This is a genomic window from Verrucomicrobiia bacterium (assembly GCA_035765895.1).
In the GTDB taxonomy this organism is placed as follows: domain Bacteria; phylum Verrucomicrobiota; class Verrucomicrobiia; order Limisphaerales; family DSYF01; genus DSYF01.
Genome location: DASTWL010000053.1, coordinates 1 through 23,973 on the forward strand (window position 1 = coordinate 1; position 23,973 = coordinate 23,973).

A 23,973-nucleotide genomic window follows, 5' to 3' on the forward strand; every position below is an offset into this window, starting at 1 on the left:
CCGCAGGCTCGTCGGCTACGGCCACCTGCGCAAGGTGCGCAAACAGCAGCGCTCGAGGGCGCAAAGCTGACCCCGGCGGCCGGCGGTTCCGTGCCCGGTGGCGCCTCGCCACGGCGGCGCGCCACTCAGAGCCAAACGATCCTTGATCCGACCGGCTGATCTGATCAATTGATCCTGCGTGCCGAAGCCCAAGACGCCACGCAAACCCAAGCCTCTTTACCGCACCAAACCGCCCCAGCCTCCGGCGGAACGCAGGTCTCCTGCTGACCCGCAGCGCCCCCGCAAGCACAAGCCGGCTGCGGCCGCGAGGCGGCCTGAAGTCCGCGTCCCTCAGGAAACCCATTACCATCCCGTCGCCCCGGCGCACTTCACCCTGCGCGAGGATGGCAGCATCGAAGCCTCGGGCTCCGACCCTCAACCCTCAACCCCGAACCATCAACCGCCCTCCCCGCCCCGGCTCCTCCACCACGACGCCGCGCACGGCCTCTGGCTTTACCACGGCAACAGCCTCGAACTCCTCGACGCCATTGCCGCCAAATATCCCGAAGGCCGGTTCGACTGCATCTTTGCCGACCCGCCCTACTTCCTCTCCAACGGCGGCATCACCTGCCACGCCGGCAAGATGGTGAAGGTGGACAAGGGCGACTGGGACAAATCCCGCGGCCCCGAGCTCAACCACGAATTCAACCTCGAATGGCTCCGCCGCTGCCAGCGCGTCCTCAAGCCCAACGGCACCCTCTGGGTCAGCGGCACGCAACACGTCATCTTCAGCATTGGCTACGCGATGCAACAACTCGGCTACAAAATCCTCAACGACATCACCTGGGAAAAGCCCAATCCCCCGCCCAACCTCAGTTGCCGCTACTTCACCCACAGCACCGAGACCCTGCTCTGGGCCGCCAAGAACGAGAAATCCAAGCACGTCTTCAACTATCAGGAGATGCGCAAAGTCACCGGCAAACAAATGAAGACCGTCTGGCGGAGAGAAGAATTTGGAGGTGGGGCGGGCAGTCCTCTGCCCGCCGCAGACTCCGATGCGGACGAACGGCGCGCAGGGGACTGCGCGCCCTACCTGGACCCCATCTGGACCCTGACCGCACCCGGCAATGCGGAAAAGCAACACGGCAAGCACCCCACGCAAAAGCCCGTGGCCCTGATTGAGCGCTGCCTGCGCGCGGCCACGCAGGAAGGCGACCTGGTGCTCGACCCCTTTCTCGGCGGCGGCACCACCGCCGTGGCCGCGTTAAGCATCAAACGCCGCTGCGTCGGCATCGAAGCCGATGCCCGGCACGCCCAGCTCGCCGTGAAACGCACGGATGGCGAAACCATGCTCCTCTGGCTGCGTGAATTTCGCGTGAGCTTTGCCGTCGCGATCTTTTTGCAAAATGATCTTGATCCACAGGGCCGAAAAATGGATCGGATCAACGGAGTGAAAGACGGCGAGCCCAAGACCGAATGCATCTTCCACGAGACGAAATACGTGTTTCTCTCGTGCGCTTCGGTGTCAGCGGCGAGCGTGGTTCACACGACCGTGGACGTGAGCCTGCAAGAAGCCTGGGCCAAAACGCCGACCGGAAAGCTGCGCGAGACAACGCACATTGTCAGATGCGTGACAGAGATTCTCCGGGTGAAATAGAAGTTGAACACATGATCCGAGCCAGATCTAATCTCGATGTGCAATTCGAGAGCTTCAGTTATCGCCACGCTGACGAAATCCTCAATGCCAATCTCTCCGTTAAAAAGGAGATCCAGAAAGTTTTGGGCGCAACCGAATCCGTCCCCGTTAAGCAGGGGGAAGAAGGATTGACCGCCAAGTTATCAGAGGCCTTTCGCGTCTCGGGCTGGAATGGCGAGGTTCCAGTCGTTGAAGGCAAGCACCACACGCAGTATTTCGATTTCTTCAAATCACGCGTCGCCATCGAAATTGAGTTTTCCCGCTACGAGTTCATCTACCGCGACTTCATCCGTTTCCTGGCCGCCTACAATGCCAACAAGATTGATGTCGGTGTCATCATCACCAACACGCGTGAGGGCTTGAACCGCATCAAATACAAATCCTCCGGCCCGAACTTCGAGCGCGTCTGTGATGAACTTGACTGGCTCCGCCCCACGCTCACCGTCCCGCTCTGGGTCATCGGGCTGAAATAGCGTTTCACGTCCTCCCTCACCCCAACCCTCTCCCCATGGAGAGGGGGAAACCTTCGGCCGGCACCCGCGCGCCTTGCCGGCATCGGCGTTCGCACGGCAGCCGTGCCATCCACCACCGACAGCCGCCGCCATTCCCTCTCCCCGGGGGAGAGGGCCAGGGTGAGGGCGGGTGTTGACCAATCACTACCCGCAACACGTCCAAGTCCTGTGTGATGTCGCGTTGTTGAAGCACGGCGAACGCGGCGTGTGGCGTTTGCCGTAAGTTGAAATAGCGTTTCACGTCCTCCCTCACCCCAACCCTCTCCCCATGGAGAGGGGGAAACCTTCGGCCGGCACCGGCGCATCTTACCGGCATCGGCATTCGCGCGGCAGCCGTGCCATCCACCACCGACATCCGCCGCCATTCCCTCTCCCGGGGGAGAGGGTTAGGGTGAGGGCGGGTGTTGACCAACAGGGCAGGCGTTGACAAATGGCATTTCCTTTGCACGCTCGTGCCATGGCCGACATCGACCGCGCCCGGCAGTTGCGCCGCGACCAGACGTGGGCTGAGAAGCTCATGTGGCGCTGGCTGCGGGACCGGCGATTCAGCGGCTACAAATTCCGCCGCCAACATCCCCTGGGCCGTTATACTCTCGATTTTTTCTGCGAGGAGGCCGATTTGAACATCGAACTCGACGGGGGCCAGCACGGTTTTCCCGAGCAACGACAAAAGGATTTGGAGCGGGAGCAGTTTCTCCAATCACTGGGCATCAAGACGCTGCGGTTTTGGAATTCGCATCTGCGTCGGAATGCACAGGGCATTCGTGACACCATCTTCAACGAATTGCAGGCACGGGCGCCGCATCCATTGCCGGACTACACGCGAACGACAAAGTCGAAGAAGTAAGTTTACGTCCTCCCTCACCCCAGCCCTCTCCCCAAGGAGAGGGAGAAACGCTCGGCCGGCGCCCGCGCGCATCACCTGCACCGGCATTCGCATGGCCTGCTCACAAGCCACCTTCGATGGACGTCGCCATCCCCTCTCCCCGGGGGAGAGGGTCAGGGTGAGGGCGGGTGTTGACCAATCACCACCCCGCAACATGTCCAAGTCCTGTGCGATGTCGCGTTGTTGAAGCACGGCAAACGCGAAGCGTGGCGCTGGCCGTAAGTTGAAATAGCGTTTCACGTCCTCCCTCACCCCAGCCCTCTCCCCATGGAGAGGGGGAAACCTTCGGCCGGCTTGGTCGCGTATCACCTGCATCGGCGTTCGCGCGGTCCGACGCCGTTACGCTGTCTGCAATTCCTTCACCACAAACTTCTGAAATTCGTGGTGGAAGTGCGGCGGGATGCGGGCTTTGAAGCGCGCGGTTTCGCCGGCGTAGTCGCGTTCCACCACCTGCCCGACTTCGTGCAGGCGCGCAATGACGTCCGAGCGTTCGTGCGGCACGGCGAGTTCGAGGAATTCGCGGATGGGCCGGAGTGCGGCGCCCAGTTCGGCCAGCAATTCCGGCACGCCCTGCCCCGTTTTGGCGGAAATCAACGCCGCATGCGGATGCCGTTCGAGAAAGCGGCTCAGCACGTCGCCGGGCGGAATGAGGTCCACCTTGTTGAAGACCATGAGCGTGGGCTTGCCCGCGGCGCCAATCTCGCCGAGCACGGCATTCACGGCCTCGATGTGCTCCTCGGCCTGCGGATGACTGGCGTCCGCCACGTGCACGAGCAGGTCGGCCCGCACGACTTCTTCGAGCGTGGCCTTGAAGGCTTCCACGAGGTCGTGCGGCAGCTTGCGGATGAAGCCCACCGTGTCGGTGAGCAGCACGTTCTGGTTGGTGGGCAGGCGCAGCCGGCGCGTGGTGGGATCGAGCGTGGCGAACAGCTTGTCCTCGGCGAGCACTGCGGCGCCGGTCAGCTGGTTGAGCAGCGTGGACTTGCCGGCGTTGGTGTAGCCGACAATGGAGGCGAGCGGCCATTGCTGGCGCTGCCGGGAAAGACGTTGCGTGGAGCGCTGACGCCGGACGATTTCGAGCTCCTCGATGATTTTGTCGATGCGCTCCTGGGTCTTGCGGCGGTCGGCTTCAAGCTGCGATTCGCCTTCGCCACCCCGCATGCCGATGCCGCCCTTTTGCCGCGACAAGTGCGTCCAGTAACGCGTCAGCCGCGGCAGCAGATGTTCCAGCTGCGCAAGCTCGATCTGGAGCTTGCCTTCGCGGGTGCGGGCGCGTTGGGCGAAGATGTCGAGGATGAGCGCCGTGCGGTCGAGCACTTTGCACTCGAAGATTTTTTCGAGGTTGCGGCTTTGCGCCGCCGTGAGTTCGTCGTCAAAGACGATCGTGTCCACCTGGTTTTCCTTGCACCAGGCGGCGAACTCGGCGGCCTTGCCCTTGCCGATGTAGGTGCCGGGGTTGGGCGTGTCGGTCTTCTGCACGCCCTCGCCCACCACGGTGCCGCCGGCGGTTTGGACCAGCTCGGCGAGTTCCGTGAGCGTTTCGCGGGTGGAACCGCCGGTGTGGCTTTTCAATTCGACACCGACGAGAAAGACGCGTTCGGTTCGCTGTGTGCGGGTTTCGATTAAAGCTCTCATGCCAGCCGCTGAAGAATGTCCTCCCGCGAAACACCCCGCGCCGTGGCAACCGAGCGCGGGATGGCATTGAGCGTTCCAATGCGCAGCGGAGCGTGGTTTGGAATCGCCAGGCGGTGCGTTGGCGGCCCGGGATGTTGCAGGATGATATGGCTCCCCACCTGATGAATCTTCAAATACCCGAAGTCACGGACGAGCAATTTCACCAATTCAGACCCACTCAGATCGCGCGGTAATTTCATTGCGACACCAACACCTCGTCGCGGACGAGGTGCAAACGCACCTGCGCGGGCTTCGGCTGGTCGAAAAAGTAGGCTTCGACCGCCTCGCGCACGTTCTGCCGCAAGCCATCCCAATCATCGCCCTGCGTGTAAATGTCATGGGAAAGGCATTCGGCGACGTAACCGCCATCACTTTTTTGCGTTACACTAAAGACAATTTCCACATCGATAATCTGGCAGGTATTTGCCGGGGTGACAAGAGGGGTTGCACCCGCGGAAAACCGGAGAATGCAGCCCGTTTGCCTAAGCCGGCCGCCGCAGATAAGCGTCGTAAATCAGTTTGGCCGTGATGACGAGGACCACCGTGAGAAAGATGGGCCGGATGAACCGCGCCCCGCGTTTGACGACCATTTGCGAGCCCAGCCGTGCCCCGAGCAACTGCCCCGCACCCATGACCAGTCCGGCCGCCAGAACCACGTGCCCCAGCGCCGCGAACAGCATCAGTGACGCCGCGTTGCTCGCGAAGTTCATTACCTTCGTGTAGCCGGTCGCCTTGGTCAGATTGAACCCCAGTCCCAGCACGAACGCCATGGCCCAGAACGTGCCCGTGCCCGGACCAAAAAAACCGTCGTAAAAGCCCAGGGCCAGCCCGGCGAGGACATCAAATCCGCCGCGGGGCACACGGGGATGCGCATCCCATTCACCCAGCCTGGGCCGCAACCAGACGAGCAGGGCCGTGGCGCCCAGCATCACGGGAATGATTTTGCGCAGCAACGACGGGTCCAGTTGTTGGACGGCAAGCACGCCCAGCAAAGCGCCGAGAAACGTGCAGCTGAATCCGCGGACGCAATCCCGGAGCGCCACTGTGCCCGCACGGGAGTAATGCCACGTGGCGCTGGCCGAACCGAACGAGCTTTGGAGTTTGTTGGTGCCGAGCGCCGCGCGGGGCGCCAGCCCCAGGCCCAGCAACACCGGCAACGTGATCAGCCCGCCGCCGCCGGCGATGGCATCCACGAAGCCCGCAGCCAGCCCGGTCGCGAACAGCAACGGCCATTGCCAGGGTTGAAGCACGCGGCACGCTAGGCAGGAAGTGCGTCCCAGACAAGCCGGCGAAAGCCCGGTTATCGCCGGGCAGCGTGAATGCGTTGCGCCGTTTCCGCTACGCTTTCGGTCGCGCCAATTTCCAGCCAGACGGCCGGCTGGCGACGGAACCACGTCGCTTGCCGTTTCGCGAACTGGCGGGTGCGGAGTTTGACCAGTTCAATGGTTTCGGCCAGCGAACGCTCGCCGCGCAAATGCTCCACCACCTGACGGTAGCCAATGGCCTGCAGCGCGGTGGGATTCTTTTCCAAACCGCGCGCAAGCAATGACTGCGTCTCCGCGACCAAACCCGCCGCAAACATCGCGTCCACGCGGGCATTGATGCGGGCGTCGAGGTCCGGCTTGAGGCGGGAGAGAACAAAGAGCTGTGTCGCGTGCTGTGTATTGCGCGTTGCGTCCTGCCACGCCGAGCGCTGCGCGGAGAAGGGCCGCCCGGTCAGGCGGATGACTTCCACGGCGCGAATCACGCGGCGCGGATTTTGGCGGTCAATCTGGGCGAACGTGGTCGGATCGCGTTCCGCCAGCTCGCGGAGCAATGCGTCGAGCGGTGTCGCTTCCAAAGCCGCGCGGAGTGCGGCGTCGGCTGGCGGCGCCTCGCCCAGACCTTCGAGGTGGGCCTTGAAATAAAGCCCCGTGCCGCCGCAAAAAATCGGCACGCGGCCCCGCGCCTGAATGTCCGCCACCGCCGCGGCCGCGAGGGCGCAAAACCGGGCCGCGTCAAACGGCTCCGTGAGTTCGACGACGTCGAGCAAATGATGCGGCACACGGGCGCGCTCGGCGGCCGTGGGTTTCGCCGTGCCGATGTCCAGCCCGCGATACACCTGCATCGAATCCACCGAGATGATTTCGCCGCCCAGGTGTTCCGCCAGCCACAGAGCAACCTCGGATTTGCCGACCGCCGTGGGGCCGGCGAGGAACAGGGGCGCGGCGGGGGAATGATGAGTGGCCGATGGAGATCTGATTTCGCGCGCCCCGGCCATTTTCCATCCTCCGTTTTCCCGCTGCTATCCTCGTTTTGCCGCCGCCCGCGGCAGCCAGACGAGCAGCGCAATGCCGGCCGCGAGGATGGCCACGCCGACCAGTTGCGCCGGGGTGAACACGCCGAACTGGTGTTCGCCGTAATCACCGCGGAAGATTTCCACGAGCGAACGCAGCACGGCGTAACCGACCAGCCAGATCGCGAAGATTTGTCCGTCGAATTTCTTGCGGCGATACCACCACGCGAGGAGGCCATACAGCAGCAGGTTGGCCAGCAGGTCGTAGATTTGCGTTGGATGCACCGGCAACGCGGCGTCGCCGGGCCCGATAAGATGTTCGCGCTGCTGTTCCTCCCAGGCCAGCGAGCCCATCGGAAAGTGGATCGCCCAGGGAAGCGTGCAGACGCGGCCAAAACAGCACCCGGTCATCAGGCAGCCCACGCGCCCAAACGCACTGCCCAGCGCGATGCTGGGCGCCAGCGCATCGGCCATTTTGAACAGCGGCAGCCGTTTCCAGCGGATGAAGATGATGGCCGCCAGCGCCGCGCCGATGAACCCGCCGTAAAACACCAGGCCGCCGTTGCGGATCATGAAGATGTCCCAAATTGGCCGGCCCCGAAATTCCTCCCAATACTCGACCACGTGCAGGGTTCGCGCGCCAATCAAGGCGCCCACCAAAATCCAGACGGCGAGATCGGAAATGCGTTCCGGCGCGAGACCGTCGCGCAGGCCACGCCGGCCGGCCGTCCACACGCCGACGAGAAACGCCAGCGCGATCATGATGCCATACCAATAGATCGGCACCGAACCGAGATAGAATGCAACCGGATGCACGGCGATTAGTTAACCACGAAACACACGAAACACACGAAAAAGAGACGGCGCACGGGCCACGGCGTTCAATACCAGGCGGAGGAAAATCCAAAACCGCCGTGCTCCGACGGGGCGAGCATCACCAATCCGGCGCGGGTTAAAAACAGTTTTCCCTGCCGATGCGCCGGCTAAACTCACCCTCATGAAGGCTGCCTACATCACCCGCACCGGCCCGCCGGAAGTCATCGAATTTGGCGATCTGCCCGATCCCGTGCCGACGCCCACGCAGTGCCGCATCCAGGTCCGCGCCGTGGACGTGAACCCGATTGACGTTTACTGGCGCAGCGGCGCGGTGTCCGCGCAGATGCCCTTCCCGTTCATCCTGGGCCGCGACCTCGCGGGCGTGGTCGTGGAATGCGGCGAACAGGTGCGGCATTTCCAGGTGGGCGACCGCGTGTGGTGCTCGAACCTTGGTTTCGCCGGACGGCCGGGCAGCTTTGCCCAATTCGCCGCCGTGGACGAGGAATGGCTGCATCTCATCCCGCCGTCAGTGCGCGACGAGGACATCGTGGCCAACGCGTTGAGCGGCATCACCACGCACCTCGGCCTCGTCAGCCGCGCCCAGCTCAAGGCCGGCGAGACGTTGTTCGTCAACGGTGGCTCCGGCGGCGTTGGCTCCTGCGTGGTGCAGATGGCCAAAATCCTTGGCGCCCGCGTCATCACCACGGCGGGCAGCGAGGCGAAGGCGGCGATTTGCCGCGAACTGGGCGCGGACCTCGTGTTGAACTACCAAACGCAGGACGTGGACGCCGCCGTGCGGGAGTTTGCGCCGGATGGCGTGAACGTCTGGTGGGAGACCTTGCGCGAACCCGACTTCGATCGCGTGGTGGCGTTGCTCGCCAAACGCGGCCGGATGGTTTTGATGGCCGGGCGCGAGGCGCGGCCGGCCTTCCCTGTGGGGCCGTTCTACGTCAAGGACTGCGCCTTGCATGGCTTTGCCATGTTCAACGCCGGGGCCGAGGAGCAGCGGCCCGCAGCCGATGCCATCAACGACTGGATGGCGAAGGGCAAGCTCAAGGCGCGCATCGACCGTGTGCTGCCGCTGGCCGAGGCCGCACAGGCACACCGGCTGCAGGAGGAAAGCACCGTGCAGAAAACCGGCGTGCTGGCAGGGAAGATTGTCTTGAAGCCGTAGTTACTTGAGCTTCGCCAGCATCTCGTAACCCTGCCGCAACATGCGTTCGGTGGTTTCCCACGAGATGCACGCGTCGGTGATGGAGACGCCGTAGGCCAGTTCGTTCGCCGGCTTCGGGAACGGTTGCGCGCCTTCGCTCAGAAAGCTTTCCACCATCAGGCCGATCAGGCATGGCGTGCCGCCAACGCGTTGCTCGATGACGCTGCGCCAGACGTCCTCCTGCCGCGCCGGCACCTTGCCCGAATTGGCGTGGCTGCAATCCACCATCAGGCCCGTGGGCAGCTTTGCCTTCACCAGCACCCCCTCGGCGTCGCGGATGCTGGCGGCGTCGTAATTGGTCCGGGCCCGGCCGCCGCGCAACACCACATGGCCCGCGGGATTGCCGTTCGTGCGGACAATGCTCGTGAAGCCATCCTGGTCAATGCCCAGAAAACTGTGCGACGTGCGCGCCGACGTCATGGCGTCCACGGCCACCTGCAGGCTGCCGTCCGTGCCGTTCTTGAAACCGACGGGCATGGAAAGGCCGCTGGCCATTTCGCGGTGCGTCTGGGATTCGGTGGTGCGCGCGCCGATGGCCGCCCACGTGATGAGATCGGCGATGTATTGCGGCACGATGGGATCCAGGAATTCCGTTGCGGTGGGCAGCCCGAGGCCGGTGATGTCGAGCAGGAGCTGGCGCGCCATGCGCAGGCCGGTTTCGATGTCCTGCGTGCCGTCGAGATGCGGATCGTTGATCAGGCCCTTCCAACCGATGGTCGTGCGCGGCTTCTCGAAATAAACGCGCATGACGATTTCCATGCGGTCGGCCACCTCCTGCCGGATGGCGGCCAGGCGCCGGGCGTATTCGAAGGCGCTGCGGACATCGTGAATCGAGCACGGCCCGACGACGACCAGCATGCGCGGGTCTTGCTGCTGGAGGATGCGCGTCACACGTTCGCGGCTGGACGCGACGGTGCGATTGGCCGCCTCGGGCGTAGGCAGCTCGGCCTTCAGGGCGCGCGGCGAAATCAGCCGCACAATTTCCCGCACGCGCAAATCCTGTGTCTCAAACATCGGACGGGCAGCATACCCGGATTTGGCCGCGAAACGGAAGCGAATTTGGCGCCGAAACGGGCGTCCGGGCAAGGCCTGCCAGCGTGACCGGCGCAGCGCCAAGGTTGCCGTGAGCAGCCCCAACGGCAGCCCCGGCCCCACCGGCCAATGACCCCTCCGGCTTGCCGCCCGCCCGAGCCAACCCCGCCCCGGCACCGCAGATTTACTTTGCGCCGTCCGGCTGCTACTTCTGGCGGGTGCCAAACAACGTCGCCGCCCTCTGGAAATCGCTGACCCGGCCGAACCGGCTGTTCCTCCTCGCCGGCCCGTGCGTCATCGAAAGCGAGGCCCTGTGCTTCAAAGTCGCCGCGTCCCTGCAACGGACGTGCGCCAAGCTCGGCCTCACCTACGTGTTCAAGGCCAGTTTCGACAAGGCCAACCGCACGTCAGGCAAGGCTTTTCGCGGCCCGGGCATCGCGGCGGGCTTGGCGACGCTCGCGCGCGTCAAAGCGAAGTTCGGCCTGCCGGTCGTCACGGACATTCACACCGCCGAACAGGCGCGGGCCGCGGGGGAGGTCGTGGACATCCTGCAAATTCCGGCCTTCCTGTGCCGGCAGACCGACCTGATCGAAGCCGCCGTGGCCACCGGCAAAATCGTGAACATCAAGAAGGGCCAGTTCCTTGCGCCGGGCGACATGGCCAACGTGGTCAACAAGGCGCGCGCCGCCGGCGGCGAACACCTGCTGCTCACGGAACGGGGCGCGAGCTTCGGCTACCACAACCTGGTGGCCGACATGCGGTCCATTCCGATCCTGAAGCGCACGGGCTGCCCGGTGATTTTCGATGCGACGCACTCCGTGCAACTGCCCGGCGGCGGCGGCGACAAATCCGCCGGCCAGCGCGAATTCGCCCCGCTCCTCGCTCGTTGCGCGCTGGCGGCCGGCGCCGACGGCCTGTTCATCGAAACGCACCCCGAGCCAGACAGGGCTCTGAGCGACGGCCCAAACATGATTCCGCTCGGCGAAATGACAGGTGTGCTGAAGGGCTTGTTGAAGGTGTATGAGGCGGTGAGGTGAAGATCTAAATCGAACAACGAACCTCAGTAAAAATCAGGTTCTCATGACAAAACGTGACTTGGTCATCATACTACCGTTACTTGGACTTGCATTTCTCTGTTATCTAGTTGGCTACCGTGAGGCTTATCGCATCCAAAAGAAGAAAGACACCGAGTTTAACATTCGTCGTTCATTGCGCATTCTCCATGAAGCGCAGGCTGGCGACATGGCAAAGATAACCAACGAATGCCGAATGTATTTGTTAGGGCACGTCAAAGTTTATGAAGATTTGGTCTCAGAGGCAGGCATCTCTGATTCGTTCCGTTCCAGTTTTGCAGAGGCGCGCCAAATCGCGCGCGATGTGCAAACAAACTTGGTAGTCCTAAATCCAAAAGTTCTTGGCCAATAAAGACGCCAATGCCCAACCCCAAACCCATTTCTCTTACCGCCCGCCTCCGCCGTGTAAAGCTGTTCCTCACCGACGTGGACGGCGTCATGACCGACGGCACCGTCATCATGGGGCCGGGCCTGGAGTTGAAGCGGTATGACATCCAGGACGGCCTGGGGCTCGTCATGCTGCGGCGGAACGGCATCAAGGTCGGCTGGGTTTCGGCCCGGCCCTCGGCGGCCACCCGCGCCCGCGCCGAAGATTTGAAAATTGATTTCCTCGCCCAGCCCACCGACGGCAAAGTGGCCGCGGTCGAACAAATCCTGGCGCAATGCGGTCTGACCTGGAGCGAAGCGTGCTTCGTGGGCGACGACGTCGTGGACATTGGCGTGTTCCGGCGCGTGGGGCTGGCGGTGGCCGTGGCCAACGCCCGGCCCGAAGCCCGGGCCGCCGCGCATCTCATTACGCGGGCCGCGGGCGGCCACGGCGCGGTGCGCGAAATCACGGACCAAATACTGAAAGCCCAAGGCAAATGGCGAACCACCCTGGCCATGTTCGGAAACTGATGACTCCGCCCCCTGCTCCATGGAAGTCGCGGCGGTCCGGCCGGGGATGGCTGGCGGGTGCCGGGATGGCGCTGGCGTTGATGGTGGGCGCCCAAACCCTGCCCGTCGCGAGCATCAATGAATTCAAGATCCGGGAATATTACGACGCTCCACACCAGAGCCAGTTGAAGGCGGTGCTGCGCAGCAGTGATGCGGTGCCGGAAGCGGATGGCCGCATCCGCATTCACAACCTGAAGGCCGAAACCTTCCGGGAAACGGGCGAGCGCGAAATGCTCGTCGAAGCGCCTGAATGCCTTTACGATACCAAGACGCGCGAGGCCAGTTCGGCCGGGCCGATCAAGGGTCAGACCGGCGACGGCCGGCTGCAGATCGAAGGCACCGGATTTCTCCTCGTCATGACGAACAAAACATTGACCATTTCCAACAACGTCCGCACGGTCATCCGCGACCTCGGCCGGCCAACCCCGAAACCATGAAGCTGATCCTGTTCGCCCTGCTCGCCGGTGCCGCCGCGTCGCTCCACGCCGGCGTGGCGGGCCTGCCCTCGTTCGCCACCGCGACGAACGTGGAAACGCAAATCACCTCGCACAGTGTGGATTTCGACCTGAAATCCCGTGAAGCCTTTTACCACGGCGACGTGAAGGTGACCGATCCGCGCGTGAGCCTGACCTGCGAGCGGTTGACAGTCACAATCCCGACCGAGGGGACCCGCGTGGACAAAATCGTGGCCGAGGACAAGGTCGTGCTGCTGATTCCCGAGAAGGGCGCCACCAACCGGGCGACCGCCGACAAGGCCACCTACACCTACTCGATCCGTGATGGACGGACCAACGAGGTGCTCGAACTGACCGGCTCGCCGGCGATTGAAACGCCGCAGGGAACGCTGACCGGCGACCCGATCACCTGGGACCGGACGGCCAACGTCATTCGCGCCGTGAACCAGCACATGATTTTCCGCACGGACACCGTGTCCACCAACGCGGCGTCCGCGACCACCAACGCCCCCGCGCCGGCCCAGCCATGAGCCTCGAAACGCTCGCCCAACCGCAAATGACCGATCCCGGCGATCCCACGGCGCAGGCGACCGGGCAGGTTCTCCTCGCCACCGACAAGCTGGTCAAGGAATACAAGGGCCGCCGCGTGGTGAATGGCGTGTCCATCACGGTCGGCGCCGGTGAAATCGTCGGCCTGCTCGGCCCGAACGGCGCGGGCAAGACGACTTCGTTCAACATGGTGGTCGGCGTGGTCAAGCCCGACGCCGGCGCCGTGCGGTTCAACGGCCGCGACATCACGCGGCTGCCCATGCACCGCCGCGCGCGGCTGGGCATCGGCTACCTCACGCAGGAGCCCAGCGTGTTCCGCAAGCTGACGGTGGAGCAGAACATTCTCGCCATCCTCGAAACCTGCGTCATGAAGCGCGCCGAGCGCGCGGTGCGCCTGAAGTATCACCTGGAGGAACTCGACCTGGCCCGGCTGGCCAAAAGCAAGGCCTACACGCTCAGCGGCGGCGAGAAGCGGCGGCTGGAAATCACCCGCGCCCTGGTGACGAGCCCGAAGCTGCTGCTGCTTGACGAGCCGCTGGCCGGCATTGACCCGATTGCCCAATACGAGGTCAGCAAGATCGTGCGCCGGCTGAAGGACCGCGGGCTCGGGATTTTGATCACGGACCATTCCGCCCGCGAGATGCTGAAGCTCGTGGACCGCGCGTATTTGATTCACAAGGGCGAAGTCGTTTACGAAGGCGCCGCCGAGGCGCTGGTCAACGACCCGAAGGCCCGCGAAATTTATCTCGGACCCGAATTCAACATGTAACCCGGCGCCGCGCCGAACCGCATCCGAACATGGCCACCCAACGCGAAACCGTCACCGTGGAGAGCTTCTACACCCGGAACGCCTCCCCCCTGCAGCTCCGGCTCATTGCGGGCGCCAGCGGGCTCAAACGCATCATCCGCGAATCCACCGTCAACCGGCCCGGCCTGGCGCTGACCGGCTTCACCAAGTATTTCGCGATGAAGCGGGTGCAGGTGTTTGGCAACGCCGAATTCTATTACCTGCGCTCGCTGCCCAAGGCCGAGCGCATCCGGCGTTACGAATATTTCTTCCACTACGCCGTGCCCTGCGTCGTGTTCAGCCGCGACCTGAAACCGGACCGGCTGTTCCTGCAGGCGGCGGAAAAGGCGGACGTGCCCGTGTTTCAAACCTCGTTGATCACGATGAAGTTCATCAACACGGCCACCATCGCGCTCGACACGATGTTTGCGCCGCGCGGCACCGAGATGGGCAGCATGGTGGACATCCTCGGCGTCGGGGTGATCATCAAGGGCGAAAGCGGCATCGGCAAAAGCGAGAGCGTGCTGGCCCTGGTGGAACGCGGTTACAGCCTCGTGTCCGACGACGTCACGCTCGTCATGCTGGTGGACGGCCAGAAGGTGATGGGCACCAGCAAGGAACTCACCCGCAATCTCATGGAGGTGCGCGGCATCGGCATCGTGGACGTCGCCTCGATGTTCGGCGTGAAAAGCATCCGCAAGGACAAGCGCGTTGATCTCGTGGTTTCGCTGCGCGTCTGGGATCCGAAGGAGGATGTGGACCGCCTCGGGATGGAGCAGGCTTACACGAAGATTCTGGGCGTGGACGTGCCGCACATGGTCATCCCGGTCCGGCCCGGCCGCGACCTCGCCCGGCTGATTGAAGTGGCCGCCTTTCACACCAAGCTGCGCATGTCCGGCCTCAACCCGGCCAAGGATCTCAACGACCGGCTCCTGGCCCGGATGTCCGCCGGCAACCGGCTATAACATTGCCAAATCCCCGCATCTGGGTTACTCACCCTGTCAGCGATGAGCGCCAAGACGGCATCTGACGGAAAAGTTTCGAAACACGTGGTGGTCTTGAACAAGCTGGGCATCCATGCCCGCCCCGCCGCGCTTTTCGCCAAGACGGCCAACCGCTTCAAGTCCGACGTCTTCGTCGAAAAGGACGGCGAAACCATCAATGCCAAGAGCATCATGGGCCTCATGATGCTGGCGGCCGGTCCGGGCAGCAAACTCCTCATCATCGCCCAGGGACCGGATGCAGCCGAGGCGGTCAAAGCCATCGAGGAAGTTGTGCAAAGCAAGTTCGGCGAGGAGTAGCCCGCCGCTCCGGTTCATCGCTCCCGAGGTGCGCGTTTTCGCAACGGAGCCACTTTGAACCTTGAACCACCGCCGGCGAATCTTAGTCTGGGCGCATGGCAAGCGGTGATTTCGATGTCCCCTACGTGGCGCACCTCGCGCGGCTGAAACTGACCCCGGAAGAGGAGCAGAAGATTGGCGCCCAGCTTGGCGACATCCTCGGCTACATCGAAAAACTCAAGCAGGTGGACGTCGCCGGCGTCGAGCCGACGGCGCATCCGTTTCCGCTCGTCAACGTCACCCGCCCCGACGAGGCCCGCCCCTCCCTGCCGCACGAAGCGGCGCTCCGCAATGCGCCCCAGCAGGCCGGCGGCCTGTTCGTGGTGCCGAAGATTGTCGAGTAAAGCGGCCCGTCATCCCTTCCCCCAATGCTGAACGCTTCCTCCATTGCTGAACTCACGGCGGCACTGGCGCGCCGCGAAACCAGCTCGCGCGACATTACGCAGGCCTGCCTCGATCAAATCCAGCGGCAGGACGGGCAACTGCATGCGTTTCTGAACTGTGATATCGCGGATGCCCTGGCCCAGGCGGACGCCGCGGACCAGGCGCTGGCCGCCGGCACCACGCACGCACAACAGCCGCTGCTCGGCGTGCCCGTGGCCATCAAGGACGTCATTGCCGTCAAAGGTCAGCCCCTGACCTGCGCCTCGAAAATTCTCGAGAACTTCATTTCGCCCTACGATGCCACCGTGACGGAAAAGCTCCGCGCCGCGGGCGCCATCCTGCTCGGCCGGTGCAACACCGATGAATTTGCCATGGGCAGTTCGACGGAAAACTCCGCCTTCGGCCGCTCGTGCAATCCATGGGATCCGACGCGCGTGCCGGGCGGTTCATCCGGCGGCTCCGCCGTCGCGGTGGCCGCGCGGATGGCTCCCGCCGCACTCGGCTCCGACACCGGCGGTTCCATCCGGCAGCCGGCCGCCTTCTGCGGCTGTGTCGGATTGAAGCCCACCTACGGCCGGGTTTCGCGCTTTGGCCTGGTGGCCTACGCCTCGTCCCTCGACCAGATCGGCTGTTTCACCCGGGACACCCGCGACGCCGCCACGGTGCTGCAGGCGATTGCCGGCCACGACGGGCGCGATTCAACCAGCGTGCCGCAGGTCGTGCCCGACTATGCCGCGGCGCTGACCGGCGATTTGAAGGGGCTCAAGATCGGCCTCGCCCGCGAATACCTCGTGGGCGGGCTCGACGCCGTGGTGAAGCAGGCCATTGAAGCGGCGGTGAAGGAACTCACCCGCCTGGGGGCGGCAGTGGAGGAAGTGTCGTTGCCACACACGGAATACGCGCTCGCCACCTATTACATCATCGCCACAGCCGAAGCCTCGGCGAACCTCGCGCGCTTTGATGGCATCCGCTATGGCCGGCGCGTGGCGGGGGCCGATCCGGTCGAGCTTTACGCCAACACCCGCGGCGCGGGCTTTGGCGCCGAGGTGAAGCGCCGCATCATTCTGGGCACCTACGTGCTGAGCAGCGGTTACTACGACGCCTACTACCTGCGCGCCCAGAAGGTCCGCACCCTCATCCGGCAGGATTTTCTCAAGGCCTTCGAACGCGTGGACGCCATCGTGACGCCCACCACACCCACGGCCGCCTTCCGCGCCGGCGAAAAGGCCGATGATCCGCTCCAGATGTATTTGCAGGACATCTTCACGATTCCCTGCAACCTCGCCGGCATCTGCGGCCTCAGCGTGCCCTGCGGTTTCACGACCAATCCGAAGCTGCCCCTCGGCTTGCAGTTGCTCGGCAAGCCGTTCGGCGAAGAAACGATTCTGAAAATTGCCCACGCCTACGAGCAGGCCACACCGTGGCATCGCGAGCCGCCACCGGCGGGTTGAAGGAGAGCGGATTCAAGGGGCGGCGCCCGGCCGACGCGTAAACCGGCCGCTTACTTTCCGCCCAGCTTCCACTCGGAGTCCTGCTTCACGTAGAGCGTTCGCGACGGGAAGGCGAAACTGATGCCCTCGGCATCGAAGCGTTCCTTGACGACCAGGTTCAGCTCCTGCATGCCCGCCAGGTATTCCTTGTAGTCGGTGGAATTCCACCAGTGCACCACCAGAATGTTCAACGAACTGTCAGCGAATTGATTGAAGCTGACGATCAGATCCGCGGTCCGGGGATGTGCCTTGTAAATCTCGGTCAACAGCGCGACGGCCCGCCGCAGTTTCTCGGTCGAGGTGTCGTAGGTCACGCCGATGTTCATCACGGTCTTGATGTTCGGCCGGCGGGTCACGTTGGTGATGGTGGCGTTGCCCATCGTCTTGTTCGGAATCGTGATCAGGTGCCCGTCGAGATTGCGGACGCGCGTGCTGCGGAGGCCGATGGATTCCACCGTGCCGTCCACGGCGTCCAGTTGCACGCGGTCGCCGATGCGGAAGGGCTTGTCCAGCAGAATGGACACCGCACCAAAGACGTTGGCCACCGTGTCCTGTGCCGCGAGCCCCAGCGCCAGGCCGCCGACGGACAGCGACGCGATGGCCGCCGTCACGTTAACCCCGATGTTGGAAAGCGTCACCAACGTCGCCACGATGACCACGAACACCTTCAGGGTTTTCCGGATGATGGGAAACAACTGCTCGTTGAACTCCTTGTCGGCATCCGCCGCACTGCGCAGGTGCCAGAAGCCCATGAACAAATCCACCACCTTGAGGACGGTGTAGGTGATGGTGACCGCCACGATGACGGCGAAGCCCTTGTTGATGACCGACTGCACCAGCGGCGGCCAGGCAAACACCTCCAGCCCGACGCGCAGAAAAATGACGAAGGAAACGATTTTGGTCGGCCCGTTGAGCAGTTGCAGCAGCAGGTCATCAAACTGCGTGGCCGTCCGCTCCGCCCAGCGCTTGAGCCAGACGCGCGTCAAATAGTCGAGCACCTTGGAAACGTAGAATGCGAGGAAGACGTAGATGAGCGAGAAGAGATACTTCCACAGGGGGTTGCCGAGGAATGGATGCTTGAGCGCGGGCACGTCCGAAATCAAATACTCCACCCACTCGGGCGTCGGTGGCACGGCGTTCGTCTCCGCGACGGAAGGGCTGCGGCCACCGCTCGCGTCGGCTGTCGAAACCGCCCCGCTGGCGGCGGCATTGGTCGCCGCGGCACGATTGGTCTGCCCTTCCGCAACCCAGACGGACCAGAGCAGGATGGCCAGCAAGACGATGACAAAACTGCGAAAAACGTTTTCCAGCTTCCATTTCATGGCGGGCGGGATTATTGGCGGCAGGCCGCGGCCGACAAGGTTTTTTGCGCCACCCGCGGCGGGCTCAACCGCCGGCCACAATCTTCACGATTTCCAGCCGGTCACCGGCCTGCAACGGCCGGCGTGCGAATTCTGACGGCGCCACGGCCTCGCCGTTATGCTCGACGACCACACTGCGGGGACGCAGATTCTGCGCGACCAGGAACTGCTCCACCGTGCAGGGAAACTGCGTCTCAACGGGTTTGCCGTTGGCGGTAATCTGACTCATGACATTCACAAGATTGACTCGACGAAATTCCCAACCGACGACCGCTGGCGTGAAGATCAACCGGCTTTGCCGTCCGTCCGTCACCTGCGGCTGCCCTGACGATACCGTTGCCGGCCGGCTTTGCAAAGTGACGACTGTCGCCCGCCCGCTCCACGCCACAATTACCGGTGTCGCATGTTTTGACGACATGCCGGCCCCGACGGGCACAACCTAGATTGAACGGCAAATGCGCACCCTTGGTGGTCCTGCGTCCGGTGGATTCGCCCGCCTGTTTTCGTGCGCCGGCACCGGCTGGCGGACGCGGTGCGGCGGCGGGATGCTGTTGCTGTTTGGGCTGGCCCCGTTGCTGGCCGACACGCCCATCACCCCGGGAGCCTCGCCGGAAGCACAAGCCCTGTTCGCCTTTTTGGAACACACCTACGGCCGAAACATCATCGCCGGCCAGCATGAAGGATGGCGTGGCACGAACGAACTCGGGCCCGAATTGCGCCGTATCCAGCAGGTCAGCGGACGCCTGCCCGCCCTGCTGTCGTTGGATCTCGCCCCTTACACACGGGGGCGCACCGCCCGCCGGCCGGAGCGGCCCGACATCACGGACCACGCGATCGACTGGTCGGTGAACCGCCACGGCCTCGTGTCGTTGTGCTGGCATTGGACGGCGCCCATGAACGAACCGGCCTTTTACACCAAGGACACGGCATTCGACGTGGCCCGGGCCGTGACGCCGGGCACGCCGGAATACGCGGCCACGCTGCGCGACATCGACCGGATCGCCGGCGAACTGGAGCGCCTGCGCGATGCACACGTCCCGGTGCTGTGGCGGCCGTTGCACGAAGCCAACGGCCGCTGGTTCTGGTGGGGGGCCGGCGGACCGGAACCCTTCAAACAGCTCTGGCAGCTCCTGTTCGCGCGTCTTACGGAGCAGCATCACCTCACCAACCTGATCTGGGTCTTCTCCCCGGGCGCGGGCATCGACCTGGCCGACTGGTATCCGGGCGACGCCTTCGTGGACCTCGTCGCGCCGGACCATTATCCGCTTGATCACAATCATGGTCCGGCACGCGACATCTTCACCGAGATGGTGGCGCTGACGGGTGGCGTCAAACCCGTTGGCTTCGGCGAGAACGGTCCGCTGCCGGCGCCGTTTTCGCTGACGCAGGAAAAGGCGGGCTGGCTGTTTTTCATCGCCTGGTCCGGCCAAACCTTCAACGACAACAACACGGCGGACCAGATCCGGGAAACCTACGCCGCGCCCGACGTGCTCACGCTGGAAGACCTGCCCGACTTGAAACGTTATCCGGTTGCCGTCGTGGGCCAGCCCGCCCGACTGGCATTTCGTCCGCCGCCTGATTTCGCCATCGACAGCCCCGCCCGGCGTCCATTGGTGGTGGCGGTGCAGGATGCGGCCGGTCAGACCGTTCGTGAGGGGCACCACCGCGTGCGACTGACCTTGGGCGCGCATCCCAACAAAGCCGGGCTCCGGGGCACCACCACCGTCACTTCCACGAACGGGATCGCCGTGTTTTCCGATCTGGCCATCAACCGGGCCGGGGAACATTACACGCTGGAGGCTTCCGTGGAGGGTTTGCCCGGCGCCACCAGCCCCGCGTTTCGCGTCGGGCCCGGCGACGGCATCGTGCGTGAATCGTGGGCATATGGCGGCACGCAACTGCCGGCCATGGCCGCGCTGGCCTCGCACCCGGCAAACGTCACCCGCCTGGGCCGGGCGTTGGAGACGCCGGTGGCGCTGGCCACCAACTTTGTCGCGCGTTACCGTGGTTACGTGCTGCCGCCCGCAACGGGCGACTACGTTTTCCAGGTCGCCAGCGCGAGTGCCGTCCAGTTTTGGCTGGGCACGGACGCCACGACGACGAACAAATCCGTGATTGTGGAGATCAACGGCCGCACGCCCTACGCGAAGTGGCCGCACACGAATGAAGCGCAGTCACGGGCGGTTCATCTGGAGGCGGACCGGCGTTATTATCTTGAAATCGTGCAACGCCAGCCAGCGGGTTCAACGCATCTGTGCGTCCGTTGGCGGCTGCCCGACGGCCGCATGGAAGGACCGATTCCCGGCAGCCGGCTGGCGAGCATTGCGGATGCAGCGACCGCGGACCACAACACCGCGCCGTAATCAAGGTTGCCACGCCGCCCGCCAGTATTTCCGGGGCGGCGCCGTGCTGGGATTGGTCACGTTCAGCGTGGAGCCCACCAAGATGTTCGTGGAAACCGAGACCCAATCGTTCAAGTCGTCAGAGGATTGCACGACGTAACGCACGTGCGGCTGGCCCCGAATCTGAAAGATGAACTGGCCCGGCGGCGACGGGCCAACGACCGCGAGTTCCGGCGCGGCCGGCGTGAGCGTCACCACGGAGGCCGACAACTTCGGGAAGTTGAGGGCAAACTGCGCCGCGGCATTGGTGATGGCCTGCATGGAAACATCCTGGGCGACGGCCGGGCCGTTGGTGCGCGCCGCTTCGTCGTTGGGAATTCCGTAGGAGCGCACGGTGGCCGCTTCGGCCGGCAGAAAACCGTCCAGGCCGATTTGCGCGTTGAGATCCGTGACCAGCGATTTGTTGATCACCAACAGCGCGAGGGAGCCGTCGGCGTGGCGGGCCGCACCGACCGAGAGCCAGGGATAATCCGTCGTAGCGTTCAAAACCGCATCGCCGGGCCGGGCGAACCATTGCATCAACTTGGCCATGTAAAAGGTGGGGTGCCGCGTGTTCAAGCCATTGACCATCCCGAGGTCGCCGTAGCTGCGCCAGCCGTAAACCCCGTCGCCGAAGTAACCGCCGTGGTCCGTGCCGTTGCGAAAATCCCACCAGATGAACCCTTTGAATTCGGTCTTCAGCAACTGGGCGAGACTGTCGGCGTAATACACGCCATTGACGAGGCTGGTGGACTGACGGCCCTGGGCGCCGGCATCGCTGTTGTTCTCCGTGCAGACCAGCTCAATGTTGGTTCCGCCCGCGCCGAAGTAATCGGTGATTTGTTGCCGCAAATCCGCCGCGTCCGCGGCCCAGTTGCCGGTGGATTGCAGGAGCGTCGTGTCGTTGTCCGGCGAACCCGCCGGGTTGTTGGGATCGGTCCACTCGGGATAAACATGATGCACCAGAAAATCCGGCGTGACCCCGAGGCTCTTCAGCGTGGCCAGCAGCACCGGCGTCCAGCCGTAACTGGTCCGGCCCGTGCGGGCGTTGTAGGCCGGGTGCAGCACGCTGAACTGGTTCGAATAGGTGTTCTCGCCGGGCACGGAAACCACGCCGATCTTGATGCTGGGATCGGCCGCGCGCATTTGCGCCAGGTAGGCCGCCGCCCGCACAGCGTAGGTGTAGGGGTCGTGCGGATTCGTGTTCGCGTCGGTTTCCCACGTGCCGTAGCATTCGTTGCCGATTTCCCAATACTTGTAGCCGAGCTGGTTGGTGACGTTGGCGTGGCGCACCCAGGCGGCCGCTTCTTCGGGCGTGCCGGTGCCGTAGTTGACGGTGACGCAGGCCTGCACGCCCGCGTTGGTGCAGACCCGGACCAAGTCGGCGAAGGACGCCGCCCATTGCCACGTGTTGGTCAGCGTGGTGCCGGTTGCCCAGTGATATTCATCCGACAACGAGCCGCCCGGCAGCCGCACCAGCGTGCAGCCCATTTCCTGCAACAACGCCGTGGTCGTCGTGTCGTTCGGCGGATCGTAGTAACCATCCCACACGGCCAGGTTCACTCCGAAGTGCCGTTCATCGACGGTCGCCACCGTTTGCGTGGCGACGACCGCCACGTTGACCATCGCCGGCACGGGATTGGGCTGAAACGAAAGGTCATCCACGTAAAACGTGCCTGTGGCACCGTCGCTCCGCAGTTGGAGGCTGATGCGGTTGAAATCGGGCCGGTTCGCGATGCCGAGCGTGGTCAATGGAATGGCATACTGCTGCCAAGTGCCGGCCGGCAGGGTGCCGGGCAGGGTGTAGGCGGGCGCCGCATTCGTGCCGTATTCGGCGTAAATCTGCAGCCGCTGCCCGCCCGCTGCGCCGCCGTTGGCCCAGAATGTGAAGTTCGTGTAGGGCGCGGTGTCGAACGGCGCGTGATGAAATGAGATGGCCTCCCATGCGTTGGCCGACACGCTGATGGAATGGCTGCCGCCGTGGACGGGCGTGGTGTTGGCCAGGTTGTGCGACGCCCAGCTCCAATCGTCGAATGAATTGGTCAGGGAATCCCGGTAAACATCGAGCGCCGACTGGGACCTCCCGTTCGAGGTCAACAGTCCGGCCGTCGCCAGTCCGGCCAGCAACACGATTTGCCTGCGCATGATCACGCCTGAGGATGAGCAAAATCGGCGCCAAAGGCGATGGCAACGCACGTCAATAATGGGCGGAAGTCCAGGACGCGAGCAGCGAGGTGTCGATCGTGCCATTGGCCGCCATCGAACTGCTGCTGCCAATCGTCCCGGCCGGCGGGTCGCTGGTGAAGGCATCGTGCCACTTTTGAATGATCGAATGGCCGTCGGCGAACGCGATGCCGGCCGCGTTGTTGTGATAGCGGGCCGGAAAGTCCACGACTTTGTGGATGTCCATGCTGACGGCGAGCAACGCATCGTTGATGGAGACGGAGTTTTCATCCATCAGCACCCACGTGTTGGCCGGTCCGGGATTGTTGAAGGCGGAAAGCTTGCCGTAAGTGCGGTAGTTGGGATCGGGATCCAGGTAGGTGCCGGACAACCAACCGCCCCCGACAGCGGCGCCGACGGGATACGAGCCGGCCCCCGCCACACTGGAATACCACCGGGTGCCGACGGCGGCGTTCATGGACACGCTGCGCGCGCGCGGCCGGCCCTGGGTCATGCTGGTGTCGGCCGGGCATTTGAACAGCTCGGCGGATTTGACGTATTCGCCGAGCATCGAAAAGTGTCCGTCCGTGAGGATCGCGGTGTTGTAGGAATCAAACGGCTGGGCCAGCGTGGACATGGTGCCCACCACCCAGTTCCGCATCTTCTCCTTGTCCGCGGCGGAAGCCGTCGTGAACACGGTCAGGTAGGGATAATCATTCGGGGCCAGCCGGTCTTCATTGTCGTCGGCATACATGCGCCAGGCCAGCATGAGCTGGCGGGTGTTGTTCATGCACTTGATGCCCTGCGCCTTGGCCTTCGCTTTCGACAAGGCGGGCAGCAGCATCGCGGCGAGGATGGCAATGATCGCGATGACCACGAGCAGTTCGATCAGCGTAAAGGCCGACCGCCGCCTTCCGGGGCCCCGGTTTTCGCAACGTCCGTTCATGACACTCAATGCTTAAACGTTCAGC

25 protein-coding genes and 1 pseudogene are annotated in these 23,973 nt (G+C 63.9%); 15 read left to right on the top strand and 11 right to left on the bottom strand.

Going from position 1 to position 23,973, the window contains the following annotated elements:
• Positions 1-484: 484 nt before the first annotated feature.
• The 3 genes and pseudogenes from VFV96_10995 to VFV96_11005 all read left to right on the top strand — a co-directional run bounded on the left by VFV96_10995 (position 485) and on the right by VFV96_11005 (position 3,034).
• Positions 485-1,246: pseudogene (locus VFV96_10995) on the top strand (site-specific DNA-methyltransferase).
• A gap of 401 nt (positions 1,247-1,647) precedes the next feature.
• Positions 1,648-2,148 (top strand): BglII/BstYI family type II restriction endonuclease, encoded by a 501-nt coding sequence (locus VFV96_11000; GenBank protein HEU5070921.1) that lies wholly within the window; start codon positions 1,648-1,650, stop codon positions 2,146-2,148.
• A 496-nt stretch (positions 2,149-2,644) separates the two neighbouring features.
• On the top strand, positions 2,645-3,034 hold the full coding sequence (locus tag VFV96_11005; protein ID HEU5070922.1) for a DUF559 domain-containing protein: 390 nt from the start codon (positions 2,645-2,647) through the stop codon (positions 3,032-3,034).
• A 378-nt stretch (positions 3,035-3,412) separates the two neighbouring features.
• Here the strand turns inward: VFV96_11005 and hflX are convergent, their stop codons facing one another.
• The 6 genes from hflX to lgt form a co-directional block, all read right to left on the bottom strand.
• Positions 3,413-4,708 (bottom strand): GTPase HflX, encoded by a 1,296-nt coding sequence (gene hflX, locus VFV96_11010; GenBank protein ID HEU5070923.1) that lies wholly within the window; start codon positions 4,706-4,708, stop codon positions 3,413-3,415.
• The gene (locus tag VFV96_11015) at positions 4,705-4,911 is read right to left on the bottom strand and encodes a type II toxin-antitoxin system HicA family toxin (GenBank protein ID HEU5070924.1); all 207 of its coding nucleotides are present in this window, start codon (positions 4,909-4,911) and stop codon (positions 4,705-4,707) included. The genes hflX and VFV96_11015 overlap by 4 nt, the downstream gene beginning before the upstream one ends.
• Before the next feature lie 32 nt (positions 4,912-4,943).
• Entirely contained in the window at positions 4,944-5,150 is a 207-nt protein-coding gene (locus VFV96_11020; GenBank protein ID HEU5070925.1) for a 2-phospho-L-lactate guanylyltransferase, read from the bottom strand.
• 79 nt (positions 5,151-5,229) lie between these two features.
• Complete coding sequence (locus VFV96_11025) at positions 5,230-5,997, bottom strand: TSUP family transporter (protein ID HEU5070926.1); 768 nt, start codon at positions 5,995-5,997, stop codon at positions 5,230-5,232.
• Positions 5,998-6,047: 50 nt separating this feature from the next.
• The gene (gene miaA / locus VFV96_11030) at positions 6,048-7,007 is read right to left on the bottom strand and encodes a tRNA (adenosine(37)-N6)-dimethylallyltransferase MiaA (GenBank protein ID HEU5070927.1); all 960 of its coding nucleotides are present in this window, start codon (positions 7,005-7,007) and stop codon (positions 6,048-6,050) included.
• Between the two features lie 24 nt (positions 7,008-7,031).
• Positions 7,032-7,838: a prolipoprotein diacylglyceryl transferase gene (lgt, locus tag VFV96_11035; GenBank protein ID HEU5070928.1), complete on the bottom strand. Its 807-nt coding sequence runs from the start codon at positions 7,836-7,838 to the stop codon at positions 7,032-7,034.
• Between the two features lie 181 nt (positions 7,839-8,019).
• Between lgt and VFV96_11040 the strand changes: the two genes are divergently transcribed.
• Positions 8,020-9,012, top strand: coding sequence for an NADPH:quinone reductase (locus VFV96_11040; protein ID HEU5070929.1), 993 nt, complete (start codon positions 8,020-8,022; stop codon positions 9,010-9,012).
• Here VFV96_11040 and VFV96_11045 read toward each other — a convergent pair whose 3' ends face one another.
• A complete protein-coding gene (locus VFV96_11045) occupies positions 9,013-10,065 on the bottom strand; it encodes a 3-deoxy-7-phosphoheptulonate synthase (protein HEU5070930.1) in 1,053 nt (350 codons plus the stop codon).
• A gap of 269 nt (positions 10,066-10,334) precedes the next feature.
• On the opposite strand from VFV96_11045, the gene kdsA reads away from it, so the two are divergent.
• From kdsA to gatA, 10 genes are all read left to right on the top strand, one after another.
• The gene (gene kdsA, locus VFV96_11050; protein ID HEU5070931.1) at positions 10,335-11,120 is read left to right on the top strand and encodes a 3-deoxy-8-phosphooctulonate synthase; all 786 of its coding nucleotides are present in this window, start codon (positions 10,335-10,337) and stop codon (positions 11,118-11,120) included.
• Positions 11,121-11,163: 43 nt separating this feature from the next.
• Positions 11,164-11,508, top strand: coding sequence for a hypothetical protein (locus VFV96_11055; GenBank protein ID HEU5070932.1), 345 nt, complete (start codon positions 11,164-11,166; stop codon positions 11,506-11,508).
• Positions 11,509-11,516: 8 nt separating this feature from the next.
• On the top strand, positions 11,517-12,053 hold the full coding sequence (locus VFV96_11060) for an HAD-IIIA family hydrolase (protein ID HEU5070933.1): 537 nt from the start codon (positions 11,517-11,519) through the stop codon (positions 12,051-12,053).
• Positions 12,053-12,529: a hypothetical protein gene (locus tag VFV96_11065; protein ID HEU5070934.1), complete on the top strand. Its 477-nt coding sequence runs from the start codon at positions 12,053-12,055 to the stop codon at positions 12,527-12,529. The genes VFV96_11060 and VFV96_11065 overlap by 1 nt, the downstream gene beginning before the upstream one ends.
• A complete protein-coding gene (locus VFV96_11070; GenBank protein HEU5070935.1) occupies positions 12,526-13,077 on the top strand; it encodes an LptA/OstA family protein in 552 nt (183 codons plus the stop codon). Before VFV96_11065 ends, VFV96_11070 begins: the two co-directional genes overlap by 4 nt.
• 26 nt (positions 13,078-13,103) lie before the next feature.
• Entirely contained in the window at positions 13,104-13,865 is a 762-nt protein-coding gene (gene lptB / locus VFV96_11075) for an LPS export ABC transporter ATP-binding protein (protein ID HEU5070936.1), read from the top strand.
• A gap of 29 nt (positions 13,866-13,894) precedes the next feature.
• Positions 13,895-14,848: an HPr(Ser) kinase/phosphatase gene (gene hprK, locus VFV96_11080; GenBank protein ID HEU5070937.1), complete on the top strand. Its 954-nt coding sequence runs from the start codon at positions 13,895-13,897 to the stop codon at positions 14,846-14,848.
• Between the two features lie 84 nt (positions 14,849-14,932).
• Positions 14,933-15,184 carry an HPr family phosphocarrier protein gene (locus tag VFV96_11085; GenBank protein HEU5070938.1) on the top strand — a complete coding sequence of 84 codons (252 nt, stop codon included), beginning with the start codon at positions 14,933-14,935 and terminating at the stop codon, positions 15,182-15,184.
• Between the two features lie 95 nt (positions 15,185-15,279).
• Positions 15,280-15,567: an Asp-tRNA(Asn)/Glu-tRNA(Gln) amidotransferase subunit GatC gene (gatC, locus tag VFV96_11090; protein ID HEU5070939.1), complete on the top strand. Its 288-nt coding sequence runs from the start codon at positions 15,280-15,282 to the stop codon at positions 15,565-15,567.
• Between the two features lie 24 nt (positions 15,568-15,591).
• Positions 15,592-17,058 carry an Asp-tRNA(Asn)/Glu-tRNA(Gln) amidotransferase subunit GatA gene (gene gatA / locus VFV96_11095; protein HEU5070940.1) on the top strand — a complete coding sequence of 489 codons (1,467 nt, stop codon included), beginning with the start codon at positions 15,592-15,594 and terminating at the stop codon, positions 17,056-17,058.
• A gap of 50 nt (positions 17,059-17,108) precedes the next feature.
• On the opposite strand, the gene VFV96_11100 is transcribed toward gatA, so the two are convergent.
• Positions 17,109-18,419, bottom strand: a complete 1,311-nt coding sequence (locus tag VFV96_11100) for a mechanosensitive ion channel family protein (protein HEU5070941.1) — start codon at positions 18,417-18,419, stop codon at positions 17,109-17,111.
• A 64-nt stretch (positions 18,420-18,483) separates the two neighbouring features.
• Positions 18,484-18,687 (bottom strand): sulfur carrier protein ThiS, encoded by a 204-nt coding sequence (gene thiS, locus VFV96_11105; GenBank protein HEU5070942.1) that lies wholly within the window; start codon positions 18,685-18,687, stop codon positions 18,484-18,486.
• 226 nt (positions 18,688-18,913) lie between these two features.
• Here thiS and VFV96_11110 point away from each other — a divergent pair, with 226 nt between their 5' ends.
• A complete protein-coding gene (locus VFV96_11110) occupies positions 18,914-20,821 on the top strand; it encodes a glycosyl hydrolase (GenBank protein HEU5070943.1) in 1,908 nt (635 codons plus the stop codon).
• Here the strand turns inward: VFV96_11110 and VFV96_11115 are convergent, their stop codons facing one another.
• On the bottom strand, positions 20,822-22,984 hold the full coding sequence (locus VFV96_11115) for an alpha-L-arabinofuranosidase (GenBank protein ID HEU5070944.1): 2,163 nt from the start codon (positions 22,982-22,984) through the stop codon (positions 20,822-20,824).
• A gap of 52 nt (positions 22,985-23,036) precedes the next feature.
• Positions 23,037-23,948 carry a prepilin-type N-terminal cleavage/methylation domain-containing protein gene (locus VFV96_11120; protein HEU5070945.1) on the bottom strand — a complete coding sequence of 304 codons (912 nt, stop codon included), beginning with the start codon at positions 23,946-23,948 and terminating at the stop codon, positions 23,037-23,039.
• Positions 23,949-23,973 lie beyond the last annotated feature (25 nt).

Coding starts and splice junctions, on each gene's coding strand:
- VFV96_11005 (HEU5070922.1), top strand. CDS start 2,645: ATGGCCGACATCGACCGCGCCCGGCAGTTGCGCCGCGACCAGACGTGG.
- VFV96_11045 (HEU5070930.1), bottom strand. CDS start 10,065: ATGTTTGAGACACAGGATTTGCGCGTGCGGGAAATTGTGCGGCTGATT.
- VFV96_11040 (HEU5070929.1), top strand. CDS start 8,020: ATGAAGGCTGCCTACATCACCCGCACCGGCCCGCCGGAAGTCATCGAA.
- VFV96_11120 (HEU5070945.1), bottom strand. CDS start 23,948: ATGAACGGACGTTGCGAAAACCGGGGCCCCGGAAGGCGGCGGTCGGCC.
- VFV96_11115 (HEU5070944.1), bottom strand. CDS start 22,984: ATGCGCAGGCAAATCGTGTTGCTGGCCGGACTGGCGACGGCCGGACTG.
- VFV96_11065 (HEU5070934.1), top strand. CDS start 12,053: ATGACTCCGCCCCCTGCTCCATGGAAGTCGCGGCGGTCCGGCCGGGGA.
- thiS (HEU5070942.1), bottom strand. CDS start 18,687: ATGAGTCAGATTACCGCCAACGGCAAACCCGTTGAGACGCAGTTTCCC.
- VFV96_11055 (HEU5070932.1), top strand. CDS start 11,164: ATGACAAAACGTGACTTGGTCATCATACTACCGTTACTTGGACTTGCA.
- lptB (HEU5070936.1), top strand. CDS start 13,104: ATGACCGATCCCGGCGATCCCACGGCGCAGGCGACCGGGCAGGTTCTC.
- VFV96_11000 (HEU5070921.1), top strand. CDS start 1,648: ATGATCCGAGCCAGATCTAATCTCGATGTGCAATTCGAGAGCTTCAGT.
- hprK (HEU5070937.1), top strand. CDS start 13,895: ATGGCCACCCAACGCGAAACCGTCACCGTGGAGAGCTTCTACACCCGG.
- VFV96_11100 (HEU5070941.1), bottom strand. CDS start 18,419: ATGAAATGGAAGCTGGAAAACGTTTTTCGCAGTTTTGTCATCGTCTTG.
- hflX (HEU5070923.1), bottom strand. CDS start 4,708: ATGAGAGCTTTAATCGAAACCCGCACACAGCGAACCGAACGCGTCTTT.
- VFV96_11070 (HEU5070935.1), top strand. CDS start 12,526: ATGAAGCTGATCCTGTTCGCCCTGCTCGCCGGTGCCGCCGCGTCGCTC.
- VFV96_11110 (HEU5070943.1), top strand. CDS start 18,914: ATGCGCACCCTTGGTGGTCCTGCGTCCGGTGGATTCGCCCGCCTGTTT.
- gatA (HEU5070940.1), top strand. CDS start 15,592: ATGCTGAACGCTTCCTCCATTGCTGAACTCACGGCGGCACTGGCGCGC.
- miaA (HEU5070927.1), bottom strand. CDS start 7,007: ATGGCCGGGGCGCGCGAAATCAGATCTCCATCGGCCACTCATCATTCC.
- gatC (HEU5070939.1), top strand. CDS start 15,280: ATGGCAAGCGGTGATTTCGATGTCCCCTACGTGGCGCACCTCGCGCGG.
- VFV96_11060 (HEU5070933.1), top strand. CDS start 11,517: ATGCCCAACCCCAAACCCATTTCTCTTACCGCCCGCCTCCGCCGTGTA.